Below are 16,149 nucleotides of genomic sequence, written 5' to 3' on the forward strand. Positions count from 1 at the left end.
ACGGACTTCATGAACGACGACATCCAGCCCGACGGCTCGGACGCGTACGAGGGCGCGCACGAGCACGACCACGGGGCGCTCGGCGACGTCGAGTACGCGGAGTTCATGGAGCTCGCGGCGGAAGAGGGCTTCGACCTCGAGGACGTCGAGGGCGCGATCGAGGCGGCCGGGCACGGCCCGCTGCCGGTCCTCGCCGTCGTCGGCCGCCCCAATGTCGGCAAGTCGACTCTGGTGAACCGCATCATCGGCCGCCGCGAGGCGGTCGTCGAGGACAAGCCGGGCGTCACCCGCGACCGCGTCACGTACGAGGCCGAGTGGGCCGGGCGCCGCTTCAAGGTCGTCGACACCGGCGGCTGGGAGCAGGACGTCCTCGGCATCGACGCCTCCGTGGCCGCGCAGGCCGAGTACGCCATCGAGGCCGCCGACGCGGTGGTCTTCGTCGTCGACGCCAAGGTCGGCGCCACCGACACCGACGAGGCGGTCGTACGGCTGCTCCGCAAGGCCGGCAAGCCGGTCGTGCTGTGCGCCAACAAGGTGGACGGCCCGAGCGGCGAGGCCGACGCGGCGTACCTGTGGTCGCTGGGGCTGGGGGAGCCGTACCCGGTCTCGGCGCTGCACGGCCGCGGCACCGGCGACATGCTCGACCGTGTCCTGGAGGTCCTGCCGGACGCCCCGGCCCAGACCTTCGGCACGGCCGTCGGCGGCCCGCGCCGCGTAGCCCTCATCGGCCGCCCGAACGTCGGCAAGTCCTCGCTGCTGAACAAGGTGGCCGGCGAGGAGCGCGTCGTCGTCAACGAGATCGCGGGCACCACCCGCGACCCGGTGGACGAGCTGATCGAACTCGGCGGCAAGACCTGGAAGTTCGTCGACACGGCAGGCATCCGCAAGCGGGTCCACCTCCAGCAGGGCGCCGACTACTACGCCTCCCTGCGCACCGCGGCGGCGGTGGAGAAGGCCGAGGTGGCGGTCGTCCTGATCGACGCCTCAGAGTCGATCTCCGTCCAGGACCAGCGCATCATCACCATGGCCGTCGAGGCGGGCCGCGCGCTCGTCCTCGCGTTCAACAAGTGGGACACCCTCGACGAGGAACGCCGCTTCTACCTGGAGCGGGAGATCGAGACCGAGCTCGGCCAGGTGACGTGGGCGCCCCGGGTGAACGTCTCGGCGCGCACCGGGCGGCACATGGAGAAGCTGGTCCCGGCGATCGAGACGGCCCTCGCGGGCTGGGAGACCCGTGTCCCGACGGGCCGGCTGAACGCCTTCCTCGGTGAGCTGGTCGCCGCCCACCCGCACCCGATCCGGGGCGGCAAGCAGCCGCGCATCCTCTTCGGCACCCAGGCGGGCACCAGGCCGCCGCGGTTCGTCCTCTTCGCCTCCGGCTTCATCGAGGCGGGCTACCGGCGCTTCATCGAGCGCCGGCTGCGCGAGGAGTTCGGCTTCGAGGGGACGCCGATCCACATCTCGGTGCGGGTGCGCGAGAAGCGCGGCGCGAAGAAGAAGTAGCAGAAGAAGCAGCAGAAGGGCGGCCCCGGTGGGGTCGCCCTTCTCCCTTTGCCCTCTTTGACGCTCGGTCAGAGGCCGCCGCGCCTCGCCGGCGGCAGCGCGGCCGGGACATGGTGCATCCCGGTGCCCTGCGGGCCGATCGTCCCGACCCGCTGCCACTGTGGCTGCTGCTGCCCGCCGTGCCGCGCGCTCTGGGCCCCCGCGCTGTAGGCGCTGTATGAGCCGCTGTACGACTCCGAGCCGTGGCCGCCGTACGAGCCCGTGCTGTGCGGGGTGTTCCCGAAGGCGGTGAAGCCCAGCTTCTCCTCGCCGCTGCGGTCGCCCGGCAGCGCACGGAAGGACTTGAGGTACTCGGCATAGAGCGCGTCGTAGATCGGCGTGGCCGAGGGGCCACCCTGGGAGTCCTGAGCCGGTCGCGCGGGAGGTGCCGGCGCGAAGGACTGGCGGCGGGGAACGTCGTATGCGTGCACGTATGTCCAAACGATCCCGATCCTGAAGAGATGCGGCTGGACACCGCCTTAAGGGGTGCGGTGCTGTGTCGACATGCGGCTCCGCCGCGTCGGCGCGCTCGACCACACAGGACCCGCAGCCGCCGAACAACGGTCAGCTCCCGAGTTCTTCGGCGCTCACGTCCCGGCAAGCGGCAGCGCCGCCCCGACCAACTTCCCGTTCGCCGCGGCCTTGTCCAACGCGTCCCGCAGCAGATCCTCCCGCGGCTGCCGCCCGATCGACCCCACCGGCGCCGCGAGCATCAGCACCTGCTGATGCTTGTTCGCGGCCGTCCGCCAGCCGTCCGTGACCTGCAGCGGCTGGTGCGCCTGCCACCAGGCCACCGGCTGTCCGCCGTTGGCGCCGGGCTGCAGCACGGCGTGCAGTCGGCCCACGGCGAGCAGCACCGACCAGCCGTGCAGCACGGGGGGCACGGCGGACAGCTCGGACAGGGGCATGAAGCCCTGCTCGATGAGCAGCGGCAGGAATTCGTCGCCGCCGCCGGTCGCGCCGGGGCGCGCGATGGCCGAGGTCGGCTCCACGACCAGGGCCGGGTGCAGCTCCCCGGCGATCAGGACGAGTCCGCTGGTCACTCCGAGCACGGCCTGCTCGGGCACGACCTTGTCGGGCTCCAGGTCGACGGTGTCTCCGGAGATGGACCTCACGGCGCCCTGGAGCTGTTCCTCGGTGACCTTGACGACCTGGGAGGGCAGGCAGCCGGCGTGGGCGAAGGCGAGGACGGCGGTCTCGTCCCCGATGAACAGGACGGTGCTGGTCAGCTCCTGCTCGGAATCGCCCGGAGTGCGGCAGGACGTGCAGTCGTAACTGCCCGGGGCACTCTCTCCGGCGAGCAGGCGGTCGGCTTCTTCGTCGCCGATCTCGGCGCGTACCTCGTCGCTGACGTCGAGCATGCGCGGCACGGGTGGCTCCTCGGGATGCGGTGCGTGGCGAGGCCGGGTGGCTCCCGGCCCGTGGTCCGGGCGGGTCCCCGGCTCATGAAGAAGACAACGGGCGATCTGTGGCGGGAGTCACGCCCCATGGCGAACGGAATCGAACCATCCTGCGCGCAGGGTCACGTCCGATGCGGAATCGGATACTCATCGTCAACTCGTTGTGCTGCCAACGGCGTTGGGAAGGTGAAGTGGGTCACAGATCGCCGAACCCGCTGGTCGACAAATCCTGAAATCGGCGAATGAAGTGGGTGTCCAAAAATCGCTGATACCGGCGGTAATGGCGAACTGGCCTCGCATGACAAGGAGTTGCTTGATACCGGCCGGACGCCGTCCTTACATTCCTCCGCCGTGTGCAACGAGCACCGCTCGGGTACGTCCGCCGGCCGCACCACAGCCAGCCGCAAGCACGAGCTCCGGCGGACGGGGCGAGCGCGACTCACGCGTCCAAGCGCGTCGAGTGGCGTTCCGCCTCGGGGGACCCCGAGTTGTTCGAGAGGGAACTACATGTCCGAATGTGCCGATAACACGTGCGACAACGCTCGGAAGACCCAGGTTCGTACGACGGCGGTCCTCGCCGGGGCGGCACTGCTCGCGCCCCTCGGGCTGCTGGCCGCGACCGGCAACGCCGCGGCGGCGGACGGCGCAGTGTGGGACCGCATCGCCCAGTGCGAGAGCGGCGGCAAATGGCACATCAACACCGGCAATGGCTACTACGGCGGACTCCAGTTCTCCGCCTCCACCTGGCGCGCGTACGGCGGTACGGCCTACGCGCCGACCGCCGACCAGGCGACCAAGGACCAGCAGATCGCCGTCGCCACCAAGGTCCAGCGGGCCCAGGGATGGGGCGCCTGGCCGACCTGCTCGGCGCGCGCCGGGGCCTACGGGAGCGCACCGGCTGCTCCCGCCGCCGAGTCGGCGCCCGAGCCGGCCCCCAGGAAGGCAGCCCCGGCGAAGGCACCGACGCGTTCGGCCGCCCACACCGACCGCAGCTCGTCCCGCGGCGACTACACCGTCCGTGAGGGAGACACCCTGAGCGGCATCGCCGCCCGGCACGGGATCAGCTGGGAGCGTCTCTACGCCGCCAACAAGGCGGTCATCGGAGGTGACCCCGACATGATCGTGCCCGGCCAGCGCCTCGAGATCTGAGCCGCTTCCCCTCGCCCGGGGCAGGGGCCCCGCCTGGTCCACCGACCGGCGGGGCCCTCGGCGTGCACACCGCAGGTCAGCCCCGGCGCCCGAGTTCCCCCGCCTCACCCGCGAACACGACGGCACCGCGCCGCAGTTCGTACACGATGGCCGTCCTGCCGCTCAGGGCGGGCGGCAGCCGCTGCTCCGCGACGACCACGCACGCGTCCAGCGCGCCCAGCAGCTCGTACGTGCGGGCCGCGACCGTGGGCGACATGCCCTGGGCGGGCTCGTCGACGAGCACCACGCGCGCGCGTGCCAGCAGGGCCCGGGACAGGGCCAGCATCCGCTGCTCGCCGCCGGAGAGGGTGCCGGCGCGGCGCTCCAGCAGGGGCCGCAGCTGCGGGTAGGCGTCGAGGGCGGGCTCGTGGGCGGGGGCGGCGAGGTCCAGGTTCTCGCGGACGGTGAGGGAGCCGAACACGGCCTGCCGCTCCGGTACGAGGCACAGCCCGCGCCGGGCCCGCTCGTACGCCGGTACGCGGGTCACGTCGGTGCCGTCCCACACCACCGCGCCGCCGGACAGCGGCACGGTTCCGGCCAGCGCGCGCAGGGCGGTGCTGCGGCCGGAGCCGTTGCGGCCCAGCAGCACGGTGAGGCCCGGGCCGGGGGCGGCGAGGGTGACGCCGTGCAGGGCCTCCAGGGGGCCGTAGCGCACGCGCGCGTGGCGCAGGGAGACGGTGGTCGTCATGGGCCGGCCGCCGATCCGAGGGCGTCGAGGACGCGGCCGGGCGGGCCGGAGGCGACGACGCGGCCGGCCGTCATCACGTGCACGACATCGGCGAGGTCGGCGACCAGGTCGAGGTCGTGCTCGACGACCAGCAGGGCCGTGCCGTCGGCGGCCAGGGCCTTCAGGACGCGGGCCAGCGCGGCGACTTCGGCGGTGTCGAGGCCGGCGGCGGGCTCGTCGAGCAGCAGCACGCGCGGGGCGCCCGCGAGGGCCCGGGCCAGTTCGACGCGGCGCAGTGTTCCCGTGGGCAGCCCGGCGGCGGGCAGGGACCGCACCGGCCCGTCCAGACCGAACAGCCGGAGCATCCGCTCCACGGCGTCCGGATCGGTCACCCGGCCCTGCTCGGCGCCCACCCGGACGTTCTCGGTCACGGTCAGCGTCGGGAAGACGGCCAGCTGCTGGAAAGTCCGCGCGATACCGAGCCGGGTACGGGCGTGCGCCGGCAGCCGCGTGATGTCCCGCCCGCCGAAGCGCACCTGTCCGCGCGCGGGCCGCAACGTCCCGGCCAGACAGTGGAACAGCGTGCTCTTTCCGGCACCGTTGGGCCCCACGACCGCGGTGATCTGCCCGGGCGGGAGGTCGAGGTCCACACCGTCGAGGGCGGTGAAACCGCCGTAGCGGGCGTGGAGATCGCGGGCGGTGAGGGTGCCGCCCGCCGACCCGGCACGCGCCCCACCGCTCACTTCGTGGCCTGCCCCGCCACGCGTCCCGTCGGCCGCCCGCCGACCCGCCGCGTCCTCCCGCCGCTGCCCCGGCGCGCCGGCACCCCCTCCCCGGCTCCCGGACCGGCGTCTGGCTTCAGCTCGCCCCACCGCCGTCACGCCCGTCAGAGCGGGGCGGCGCGCGGGCGGCGGTTGCGTCGGCCGCAGCCGGCCGCGCACCCGTGCCCCGAGCGGTGTCAGCGCCGGGCGGCGTCGCAGCCGTAGGCGTTCCGCCGCCGTGCGCAGCGCCTCGTACGGTCCTCCGGGGAAGCGCCCCACCAGGACTGCCAGGACACCGACGACCGCCGCCGCCACGCCGCCCCGCGTCCCCGCGTCGAGGCCCACCAGGAGGGCCGCGGCGCCCAGCGCGCCCAGGGCGCTGTCGGCGCCCAGGACCACGACCGCCGCGAACCACAGCAGGCCGCGTACGGGGTCGTACGCGGCGGGGTCGAAGGCGCGCAGCCCCATGCCGAGCATGCCGCCGCCCAGGGCGGCCAGCGCGGCGCCCGAGACGAATGCCAGGAGCTTGAGGGAGGGCACGCGCACGCCCGCCGCCGACGCCCCCGACTCGTGGTCCCGCATGGCGGCCAGGGCCCGGCCCGTGCGGCCCCGGCGCAGGGCGTGCGCCGCCAGCAGGGCGCCGGCCAGCAGGACCAGTTCCAGGACGTAGTAGGCGCGGTCCCCGTCGAAACCGGCCGGGCGGCCCAGGGACAGTCCGGCCGTGGCGTACGGCTGGGCGAAGACGAAGCGGCTCACGCCGACACCGACCGCGAAGGTCGCCAGCGCCAGCGCGAGGCCCTGACGGCTGATCGCCGGCCAGCCGGTCAGCATGCCCAGGGGCGCGACCAGGAGGACCGCCACCGCGAGCGCCAGCAGCTCCGGCAGGCGGGGCAGGCCCGGGAAGCGGCCCGCCGCGAGCAGGGCCGTGAACAGGGCGCCCAGGCCCGCGTACGCCGCCTGGCCGAGGGAGATCTGCCCGCCTCGGCCCGTGACCACCACCAGCGACAGCAGGATCACGCCCAGCGCGGGGACCTGCACCGACGTGTGCAGGTCCCGGCCCGCGAAGCCCAGCGGCAGCAGGAACAGCACGACGGCCACGATCCAGACGCCCGGCGGGGTCGGCACGCGCGCGGTGGCCGTGCGCGGCAGCGCGTCGCGGGTCCCGACGCCGGGCAGCACGACGGCCGCGACCAGCAGCGCCACGACGAACAGGTTCGCGCCGACCGCCTGCAGCAGAGGCTCGCCCCACCCGGACGGGTGCAGCCGCGTCAGCTGGCTCTGAGCGACCCCGACACCGAGGGCGACGACCACCGCCACCGGCAGGCTGCGCATCCGCGCGGCCACCGCGACCGCCACCACCTCCATCACCAGCAGCGGCAGCCCGTACGGGTCGAGACGCACGTACGGCGCCAGCAGCACGCCCGTCAGGCCCGCCGTGAACGACCCGAACGCCCAGCCCGCCGCGGCCACCCGGTCGGCGTCGATGCCACCGAGCACCGCGAGCTGCCGGTCGTCGACGACGGCCCGCAGCTCCCGCCCGAAACGCGTCCACCGGATCACCGCGGCGACACCCGCGGCCAGCACCAGCACCACCGCCAGCTGGCCCCACGGCTCGTCCGGCACCAGCTGCGGCGCGTCGTCCCGCGCGCCCTGCCCCCACAGCAGCGCCGCCCCGCCCACCAGCAGCACGAACACCCCGAGGGACGCCACCAGCGTCTGCGCCGGGTCGCCGCCCAGCACCGACAGCGGCCGGAAGACGAACCGCTCCAGGACGACGCCGAGGCCCGGCGCCAGCACCAGCAGCGTCACCGTCGCCCCCAGCCACAGCGGCCAGCCCCACTCGACCACGCACTGCCGCAGCGCGTACGCGCACACCATCGCGATCGCGCCGTGCGCGAAGTTGAGCACGCCCGTCGCGCGGTACGTCACGATCAGGCCGATCCCGGTGAGCGCGGCGGCGCTGCCGACCGACAGGCCGGCCAGCGTGAGGTCGTACGTCAGCGAGGACATCAGCCGGTCGTCAGTCGGTTTCGTCGGCCGGCTCGCAGATCGGGCAGGGGCCCAGCTCGCCGCTCGCCACCAGCTTGGAGTCCACCGGAACCGCCTCCACCTTCCCCGCGACCAGCGGGCAGTCCGCGCGGTGCCACAGCGTGCCGCCCGGCACCATCAGCATCTCTCCGCTGACCGCGAGGGGCGCGGCGGCGGCCTGCCCGGTCACCTCGTCGGCGTCGGCGTCGGCGGGTTCGGCGGCCACCAGCAGGCCGTACAGCTCCTCCACGCGCTCGGCGGCCATCGCGCCCCGGCCGTGGGCGAGCAGTACCGCGCCCGCGATGATCAGGGCGGCCCCGGGGATGGTGCAGGACGCGAGGTAGGGCAGCTGCCGTTCGGCGTACCGCTCGCCGGAGACGCCGTACCAGCCGATGACGCACAGGACGGCGCCGACGGCCAGCGCGGCCCAGGCGGCCCACAGGACGGGGCGCACGGTCCGCAGTCGGGCTGTCCGCGTCATTGGCATCGTTGGCGTCGCTGGCATCGCTGGCTCCCACACGTCGGGTCTCGGTGCACGTGCCTGGTGCCTCTGTCGGCGTCCGTCGGTCCCTGCCGGCCTCTGTCGGCCCGTGACGGCCCCTGACGGCCCCTGACGGCCCCTGTCCAAGTTCGCCGTTGGCTTGCACTATGCCTTCTGGAAGCTGACCCTGAAAGCACCGGGCGCACTTGGCCCGGACCGACACCCGGTGGTGAGCCAGATGGTTCTCGGCAGCGACCTCAGGCGGGGGAACGCAACGAGGGGCCGCGGCCCACGGGCTGCGGGACGGGGTACGGCGATGGCGGCCGCCCTGGCCCTGTTCCTCGCCCCGGCCCTCGCGGCCTGCGGCGACGACGCGGGTGGCGGCGGCGACACCCCGCCCCCCTCCCCGACCGTGCAGCCGACGACGAGCGCGCCGGCGGCCACTCCGCCCAACGCGGCGGCGGCCGAACAGGAGATCAAGCGCAACTGGCAGAAGTTCTTCGACCCGAAGACCTCCCTGCGGGACAAGCAGGCGGTCCTGGAGAACGGTGAGCGGATGGCCCCGGTGCTCAGGGCCTTCAGCGGTGACGAGCGCGGCGGGCAGGTCCAGGCGAAGGTCACCAAGGTCGAGTTCACCTCCCCGACCGAGGCGAACGTGACGTACGACCTGACCCTGAAGGGCGCCACCGCCCTGCCGAACGCCTCCGGGACGGCCGTCGAGCAGGACGGCGACTGGAAGGTGTCCGCCAAGACGCTGTGCGCGCTGGTGCAGATGAGCGGCAATGGGCCGGCGACCGCCGTCCCGGGTTGCTGAGGCCGCCGCCGCGGTGCTGCTGCTCGTCCTGAGCGCGGCCTGCGGCAGCCGCGTGCCGGAGAGCGAGTTCGAGCGCGACGACCGCAGCCCCGCGCCCACGCGGGACACGGCGGGCCCGGGGGAGCCGATCCGCGTCGGCATCATCACCAGCGCCACCAGCCCGGTCGGCGGCAGCGCCTTCACCGGCCCGCGCGACGGGGCCAAGGCCTGGTTCGACCGCCTCAACGCGCGCGGCGGCGTCGACGGCCGCCGCGTCGAGGTGCGGCTGTGCGACGACGGCGGCAGCGGCGTCGGCAACAACGAGTGCGTGCACAAGCTCGTCGACGAGGAGAAGGTGGTCGCCCTGGTGGCCACCACGGCCCTGGACTACGCGGGCGCCTCCCGCGTGTCACGCGCGCGCGTGCCCGACATCGGAGGCCAGCCCATCGGCGCCGCATACGACACCTGGCCGCACCTGTACAGCATCTACGGCAGCCACGCGCCCCGGAACGGCACCCCCGGCTGGGACGGCAGGCTGTACGGCGGCACCGAGGTTTACCGCTACTTCAAACGCGAGCACGGCGCCCGCACGGCCGCCGTAGTCTCCTACAACCAGTCCGCCTCCGCCGCCTACGCCCGGCTCGTCGAGCGGGGCCTGAAGGCCGAGGGCTACCGGGTCGTCGCCGAGCAGGTCGACTTCGCGCTGCCCAACTTCCGTGCGGTGGCGGCCGACCTGAAGGAGCAGGGCGCCGACCTGGTGTTCGACGCCATCGACACGCACGGCAACGCCCGGCTGTGCCAGGCGATGGACGACGTCGGCGTCCGGGTCACCGCCAAGGTCACCAACGTGCAGAACTGGACGTCCACCGTCCCCGACGACTACAAGGACGCCCCGCGCTGCCGCAACGCCCTGTGGGCGACCGGCTCCAGCCGCAACTACGAGGACACCGGCCATCCGGCGGTACGGGAGTTCCGGGACGCCACCAAGGGGCTGAAGACGCACTCGCAGTGGCAGCTGGAGGGGTGGGCGGCGGCGCGGTGGTTCACGGACGCGGCGAAGTCCTGCGCGGACGAGGGCATCACGCGCGTGTGCGTCGACGACTTCGTGAACCGCAGCGAGGGCTACACCGCCGGCGGCCTGCTCCTGCCCGTCGACTTCAGGCGGCTGTCCGAGCCGCCGAAGAGCGGCAGGACCTGTCTGTCGGTGGCCCGCTGGCAGGACGGCAAGGGCTGGGTCAGCCAGGGAGACATGAACCGCACCTGCTTCGACGTGCCGCAGCTGTCGTACCGGCCATGACCCTTGAGGACAGTGGTCGTCCGCGAGGGCTGGCAGACTCGCCCCATGTTGGAGACCTCGGCACGACTGCTGCGTCTGCTGTCCCTGCTCCAGGCCCACCGCGAGTGGCCCGGGCCCGACCTGGCCTGGGGGCACCTCCCATGCCCTTAAGGCAATGGGGGAGGCTCGGCGTCAGCGCCCGCACCCTGCGCCGGGACGTGGACCGGCTGCGCGAACTCGGCTACCCGGTCAATGCCAGCCCCGGCACGGGCGGCGGCTACCAGCTGGGCGCGGGCGCCGAAAGCCGCCGCTGCTCCTGGACGACGACGAGGCCGTCGCCGTCGCCGTCGGGCTGCGCACGGCCGCCGGGCAGGGCATCGAGGGCATCGGCGAGACCTCCGTACGGGCCCTCGCCAAGCTGGAACAGGTGCTGCCCAGCCGGCTGCGCCGCCGGGTGAGCACCCTCAACGCCTTCACCGTGCCGATGCTGCGCGGCCCCCAGCCGAACGCCGTCGACCCGGCCGTCCTGACCGAGCTGGCCAACCTCTGCCGGGACGCCGAGCGGCTGCGCTGCGAGTACCGGGGGCACGACGGCACGTCCACCCGCCGCACCATCGAACCGCATCGCCTGGTGTGCTCCGAGCGCCGCTGGTACCTGGTCGCCTGGGACCTCGACCGCGCGGACTGGCGTACGTTCCGCGTGGACCGCATCACGCCCAGGCCGCCGCACGGCCCGCGGTTCGTGCCGCGCGAGCCGCCCGCCGAGGACCTGGCCGCGTACGTCTCCCGGGGCGTGTCCACGCGCGCGTACGCCGAACAGGCCGTCATCCGGCTGCTGGTGCCCCTGGAGGAGGCGGCCGAGCGGACCTCGCCCTCCGCGGGGGTGCTGGAGGCGGAGGGCCCCGATCGCTGCGTCCTGCGCACCGGGGCCGCGAGCCTCGACGTGATGGTGATCCACGTGATGGTGCTCGGCTTCGCCTTCGAGGTGCTGGAGCCGGCGGAGCTGATCGAGGCGGTCAGGACGGCTCGTGACCGGCTTGATGACGCTTTGGCTCGGGCTGAGGGGTCATGGCCGCGTACTGCGGATGGTGCAGGTCGAACGCCGGCGACTCGGAGCGGATCCGGGGCAGCGACGTGAAGTTGTGCCGGGGCGGCGGGCAGGAGGTCGCCCACTCCAGTGAGCGGCCGAAGCCCCAGGGGTCGTCGACCTCGACCTTCACGCCGTACTTGGCGGTCCGCCAGACGTTGTAGAGGAACGGCAGCGTCGAGAAGCCGAGCAGGAACGAGCCGATCGTCGAGACGGTGTTGAGCGCGGTGAAGCCGTCCGCGGCGAGATAGTCCGCGTAGCGGCGCGGCATGCCCTCCGCGCCCAGCCAGTGCTGCACCAGGAACGTGGTGTGGAAGCCGACGAACAGCGTCCAGAACTGGATCTTGCCGAGCCGTTCGTCGAGCAGCTTCCCGGTGAACTTCGGCCACCAGAAGTAGAAGCCGGCGAAGATCGCGAAGACGACGGTGCCGAAGACCACGTAGTGGAAGTGCGCGACGACGAAGTACGTGTCCGTGACGTGGAAGTCCAGCGGCGGCGAGGCCAGGATCACCCCGGACAGCCCGCCGAGCAGGAACGTCACCAGGAAGCCCGTCGCCCACAGCATCGGCGTCTCGAAGGACAACGAGCCCCTGATCATGGTGCCGATCCAGTTGAAGAACTTCACGCCCGTCGGCACCGCGATCAGGAAGCTCATGAACGAGAAGAACGGCAGCAGCACCGCGCCCGTGGCGAACATGTGGTGCGCCCACACCACCATCGACAGACCGGTGATCGCCATCGTCGCCGCGACCAGCGTCAGATAGCCGAACATCGGCTTGCGGCTGAAGACCGGGACGATCTCGGTGATGATCCCGAAGAACGGCAGCGCGATGATGTACACCTCGGGATGCCCGAAGAACCAGAACAGGTGCTGCCACAGGATCGCCCCGCCGTTGACCGCGTCGAAGATGTGCGAGCCGAACCGCCGGTCCGCCTCCAGGCACAGCAGCGCCGCCGCGAGCACCGGGAACGCCATGAGGATCATGATCGACGTGAACAGGGTGTTCCAGGTGAAGATCGGCATCCGGAACATCGTCATGCCGGGGGCGCGCATCCCGACGATGGTGGTGATGAAGTTGACCGCGCCGAGGATCGTGCCGAACCCGGCCAGGGCGAGACCCATGATCCACAGGTCGGGTCCGACGCCGGGGGAGTGCACGGAGCTGTTGAGCGGCGCGTAGGCGAACCAGCCGAAGGCGGCCGGCCCCGAGGGCACCAGCAGCGAGCCGAGCACGATCAGGCCGCCGAACAGGAACAGCCAGTACGACAGCATGTTCAGCCGCGGGAAGGCGACGTCCGGCGCGCCGATCTGCAGCGGCATCAGCTCGTTCGCGAAGCCCGCGAAGGTCGGGGTCGCGAACAGCAGCAGCATGATCGTGCCGTGCATCGTGAACATCTGGTTGAACTGCTGGTTGTCCACGATCTGCAGTCCGGGCCGGGCCAGCTCGGCCCGCATCACCAGCGCCATGACACCGGCGATCAGGAAGAACACGAACGACGTGATCAGGTAGAGGTGGCCGATCTTCTTGTGGTCGGTGGTGGTCAGCCAGTCGACCACCACCCGCCCGTGCCGCGTCCTCGGCACGGTCCGCGCCGTCGCCTGTACGGTCTGCGTCCCCATCGCTCGCTCGCCCCTTCGCTCATCGCGTACCGGGCCCGCCGAAGCCCACGTCACACGTGCCCGCGAGCTCACGCCATGATGCTCGCGCCGCCGCGCGCTCCGACAGAGGGCGAACCCGCCCTTCTGTCCGGCGGCCATGCATTTCCTGTGGGGCGGACGGCTCCTACGGCCCGGCGCGGCGTCGGAATGGAATGAGTCCGGGGGCACTTCTCGGCACTTTCGACCGGGCATTTCGAAGAACCTGTGTGACACGCGGGAATTACGATGGAATGCCTGCGGAAGGCGTACACAACCGCCCATCCGTGCGACGGAGCGCGACCGAAACGCGTGTCGTGATCTTGTGACAGAAATGTGACGCGAGAGGGACGTACGACACGTGTTCCCGGTCGGCCTTCCGCGCTTGCCGGGCAGGGCATAGCGTGGCCGCATGGCACCCATTCCGACACCCCCCGCGGAACCCCACGACAGCCCGGACACGTACGTCGGCCTCGAGGCCGGCCGGGCCGAGCACCTCGCGCGCGAGCGCGGCTGGTCGACGGTGCGGGCGCTGCCGCCGGGGGCGATCATCACCATGGAGTACCGCGTGGGCCGGCTGAACTTCGAAGTCAGGGACGGCCGCGTGGCACGGGCCTGGAAGGGCTGACGACGGCGGCGGCCCCGGCTCCCCTCAGGGGAGTCGGGGCCGCGTGCTGTGCGTACCCGTCCGCGCCGTTGGTCAGCCGCCGGTCAGCGGGCGGGCCGCCGAGGCCGGGCCGCGCTGCAGGCGCTCCGCGTGCGGCGGGCGGCGGGGGCCGGCCGGGGTGACCGGCGTGCGCTCCGAGCGGGCCGTGTGCGGGCCCGGCGCCAGATAGACGGGGGCCCGGGACGAGCAGGCCGCGGAGACCGGCTCGCGGGCCGCGGCGTCCCCTTGGTCCGCGATACACGGCTTGAGCATGACCGGTGCCCCGAGCGGTGCGGTCGCCGGTGCCGTACGGCCCTGGCCGCGGCGGGCGCGCCAGCGGTCGCGCTGATCGAAGATCCAGGACTCGCAGCGGGCGATCAGCGGCTCGAACCAGGGCAGCGCCAGCAGGATCAGCAGACCCGCGGCCCAGCCGAGGAGCACGTCGCTCAGCCAGTGCGTACCGAGGTAGACGGTGGCCAAGCCGACGCCGAGCGAGGTCACCGCGGACACGGCGGACAGCCAGCGCCGGGCTCTCGGCGTGGACGCCATATAGGCCAGGATTCCCCAGGTCACCACGGCGTTGGCGGTGTGACCGCTCGGAAATATATCGCCGCCGAGCCACATCTCGTTCGAGCCGATCTCGGTCGCGTAGTGCGGTCCGAGACGCCCCATGCCGTACTTGGCGGCGCCGACCGTGACGTTCAGCAGCAGCAGGGAGACGCCGAGCGCGAGCAGCGGACGCAGGGTGTGCTGCCGCCAGGAGCGCCAGCCCAGCCAGGCCGCGACCATCACGGCGGTCGGGCCGCGCTGGCCGAGGACCACGTAGTAGTCGACGAACCAGTGGATCTCCGACCACTGCTGGTACGGCCGGAAGAACATGACCTGCCAGTCCAGCCGGACCAGCCAGGAGGTGATCACGACGGCCCACACGATCGCCCCGTAGAAGGCCAGGGTCGCCGCGAAGAGCACGACGCGGTGCCGGCTCATCTTCGGCACGTCGATGTGGGCCGGCCGTTCCGGCTCACGATCCAGCCTGGCGAACACCCGGTCCAGACGGGTGAGCTTCGGTTCGGTACGCACCCAATCGACGTTACAGCGAGTGAGCTCAGAACCCGGTCGATTCAGCGGCTTTGTGATGACGATGTGATGTGGGATTCCTCTCAGCGGGAGGGTTTATTTCCAGCGAATCCGCAATCGGCGACGGCTGCGGCCTTCAATTCCTTTGATCATTCCAAGTGCTCGGTTTAACGGCGCTTTTGAATTCGTTCACCGGGTCATGGTGCGGAATTCGCCAGATGCTCACGGACCGTCAGGGCGGACCGGAGCCGTTCAGCCAGAAGGCCCCGTACACCGCCGACGCCACGGCCACGGACCCGGCCACCAGCGCTGACCTGGGCGCACGCAACCGGGCCAGCGCCAGGGCGAGGGGCAGCAGCAGCGGGAAGGCGGGCAGCAGCAGGCGCGGTTTCGAGCCGAAGTAGCTCGACGCGCACAGGGCCAGTGCGGTGACGACCCCCGCGTACACCAGCAGCGGCAGCGGCTGGCGCTGCCGGACGCAGACGACGTACAGCCAGACCACCAGGCCGACCCCGGCGATCAGCCCGGCACCCGCCAGGGCCGACGGAAACGACGTGAACTTTTCGGCGACGAAGCGGGCGAAGGCGTAGCCGCCGTCGAAGCCGTTGCGCCAGCCGGCCTGGACGTCGAGATAGCCGAGCGGGCCCTTGCCGGTGCGGTGACCGACCCACAGGACGTAGCCGACGGTGCCGAGGGGCGCGAGCAGCATGCCGAGCGCCCGGCGCACAGGGACCTGGGGGGTGCGCGGCCCGCCGCGCGCGCCGTCCGGTGCCGGCACGCGCCGGGCGGGCTCGTCCCCGGCCGGGACGGGGGCGCGTTCCCCGTCCCGCGCGCCGTGCGCCGCGGCCGTGCTGCGGTCCCGCACGAACGAGGCAAGGCCCGCCGCCCACACCGCCGCGACGACGGCGAGCCCGACCGGCCGGTCAGCCCGGCCAGCAGGGCCAGGGTGCCCGCCGTCACCCAGCGGCCGGTGAGCACCGCGTGCAGCGACCAGGCCGCCAGCGCCGTGAACAGCGACTCGCTGTACGCCATCGACTGCACGATCCCGACCGGGAGCACGGCCCACAGCAGCACCGCGCAGACCCCCACCCGGCGGCCGTACACGTGGTCCGCCACCGCGAAGATCCCCCAGGCCGCGGCGAACGAGGCGAGCAGGCTCACGACGAATCCCCCGTCGGCGTACGACAGCGGGGACACCGCCGCGACCAGCCGCTCCAGCCAGGGGAGAAGGGGGAAGAACGCGAGGTTGGAGTGCACGTCCCCGTTCGACAGGCGCACCTCGTAGCCGTAGCCCAGCTCGGCGACCCTGGTGTACCAGAGCGCGTCCCAGCGGGCCGTCAGCAGCGTGTACGCGCTCTTGTCGCGCGCCGCGCTCCACAGGGCCAGCACGATGAGGCCCAGGGCGCGTACGGCCGCGTACCCGAGGAGCGCCGGGGCGGCCCGGCGCAGCGCCCCGGAGCGGGCCGGTGCCACGCGCGTCGCAAGATCGGTCACGGGCTCGATTATCGACCGGGGCCGGAACCGGGCGGACCGCCGGGGCGTGATCGCGGGGGAGGGGACAGGACAG

At 72.7% G+C, this 16,149-nt stretch carries 12 protein-coding genes and 2 pseudogenes; 6 read left to right on the forward strand and 8 right to left on the reverse strand.

The window, feature by feature from the left end; translation table 11 throughout:
* Positions 1-9 precede the first annotated feature (9 nt).
* Complete coding sequence (gene der / locus ACYVMZ_RS31310) at positions 10-1,503, forward strand: ribosome biogenesis GTPase Der (protein WP_461085635.1); 1,494 nt, start codon at positions 10-12, stop codon at positions 1,501-1,503.
* 68 nt (positions 1,504-1,571) lie between these two features.
* Here the strand turns inward: der and ACYVMZ_RS31315 are convergent, their stop codons facing one another.
* Together ACYVMZ_RS31315 and ACYVMZ_RS31320 are read right to left on the reverse strand one after the other, a co-directional pair.
* A complete protein-coding gene (locus ACYVMZ_RS31315) occupies positions 1,572-1,973 on the reverse strand; it encodes a hypothetical protein (protein WP_461085637.1) in 402 nt (133 codons plus the stop codon).
* A 156-nt stretch (positions 1,974-2,129) separates the two neighbouring features.
* Complete coding sequence (locus ACYVMZ_RS31320) at positions 2,130-2,912, reverse strand: hypothetical protein (RefSeq protein WP_461085639.1); 783 nt, start codon at positions 2,910-2,912, stop codon at positions 2,130-2,132.
* Between the two features lie 537 nt (positions 2,913-3,449).
* Between ACYVMZ_RS31320 and ACYVMZ_RS31325 the strand changes: the two genes are divergently transcribed.
* Positions 3,450-4,091, forward strand: coding sequence for a LysM peptidoglycan-binding domain-containing protein (locus tag ACYVMZ_RS31325; protein ID WP_461085641.1), 642 nt, complete (start codon positions 3,450-3,452; stop codon positions 4,089-4,091).
* A 76-nt stretch (positions 4,092-4,167) separates the two neighbouring features.
* Here the strand turns inward: ACYVMZ_RS31325 and ACYVMZ_RS31330 are convergent, their stop codons facing one another.
* Genes ACYVMZ_RS31330 through ACYVMZ_RS31340 form a run of 3 tightly spaced genes read right to left on the reverse strand, consistent with a single transcriptional unit; the run spans position 4,168 to position 8,067 of the window.
* Positions 4,168-4,818, reverse strand: a complete 651-nt coding sequence (locus tag ACYVMZ_RS31330; RefSeq protein WP_461085643.1) for an ATP-binding cassette domain-containing protein — start codon at positions 4,816-4,818, stop codon at positions 4,168-4,170.
* Positions 4,815-7,568, reverse strand: a complete 2,754-nt coding sequence (locus tag ACYVMZ_RS31335) for an ABC transporter permease subunit (protein WP_461085645.1) — start codon at positions 7,566-7,568, stop codon at positions 4,815-4,817. The genes ACYVMZ_RS31330 and ACYVMZ_RS31335 overlap by 4 nt, the downstream gene beginning before the upstream one ends.
* A gap of 10 nt (positions 7,569-7,578) precedes the next feature.
* Complete coding sequence (locus tag ACYVMZ_RS31340; protein ID WP_461085647.1) at positions 7,579-8,067, reverse strand: hypothetical protein; 489 nt, start codon at positions 8,065-8,067, stop codon at positions 7,579-7,581.
* Between the two features lie 238 nt (positions 8,068-8,305).
* On the opposite strand from ACYVMZ_RS31340, the gene ACYVMZ_RS31345 reads away from it, so the two are divergent.
* The 3 genes and pseudogenes from ACYVMZ_RS31345 to ACYVMZ_RS31355 form a co-directional block, all read left to right on the forward strand.
* The gene (locus ACYVMZ_RS31345; protein WP_461085649.1) at positions 8,306-8,881 is read left to right on the forward strand and encodes a hypothetical protein; all 576 of its coding nucleotides are present in this window, start codon (positions 8,306-8,308) and stop codon (positions 8,879-8,881) included.
* Entirely contained in the window at positions 8,850-10,157 is a 1,308-nt protein-coding gene (locus ACYVMZ_RS31350; RefSeq protein ID WP_461085651.1) for an ABC transporter substrate-binding protein, read from the forward strand. Before ACYVMZ_RS31345 ends, ACYVMZ_RS31350 begins: the two co-directional genes overlap by 32 nt.
* Positions 10,158-10,202: 45 nt before the next feature.
* Positions 10,203-11,268 (forward strand): annotated as a pseudogene (locus ACYVMZ_RS31355) (helix-turn-helix transcriptional regulator); the annotation flags it as partial.
* On the opposite strand, the gene ctaD reads toward ACYVMZ_RS31355, so the two are convergent.
* On the reverse strand, positions 11,153-12,844 hold the full coding sequence (gene ctaD, locus ACYVMZ_RS31360) for an aa3-type cytochrome oxidase subunit I (protein ID WP_461085653.1): 1,692 nt from the start codon (positions 12,842-12,844) through the stop codon (positions 11,153-11,155). The pseudogene ACYVMZ_RS31355 and the gene ctaD sit on opposite strands and share 116 nt — an antisense overlap.
* Positions 12,845-13,271: 427 nt before the next feature.
* Between ctaD and ACYVMZ_RS31365 the strand changes: the two genes are divergently transcribed.
* Positions 13,272-13,487, forward strand: a complete 216-nt coding sequence (locus ACYVMZ_RS31365) for an I78 family peptidase inhibitor (RefSeq protein ID WP_461085656.1) — start codon at positions 13,272-13,274, stop codon at positions 13,485-13,487.
* Positions 13,488-13,559: 72 nt separating this feature from the next.
* Here ACYVMZ_RS31365 and ACYVMZ_RS31370 read toward each other — a convergent pair whose 3' ends face one another.
* Complete coding sequence (locus tag ACYVMZ_RS31370) at positions 13,560-14,585, reverse strand: phosphatase PAP2 family protein (RefSeq protein ID WP_461085658.1); 1,026 nt, start codon at positions 14,583-14,585, stop codon at positions 13,560-13,562.
* Between the two features lie 229 nt (positions 14,586-14,814).
* Positions 14,815-16,076: pseudogene (locus tag ACYVMZ_RS31375) on the reverse strand (hypothetical protein).
* Positions 16,077-16,149 lie beyond the last annotated feature (73 nt).

Source organism: Streptomyces deserti (genome assembly GCF_054782695.1).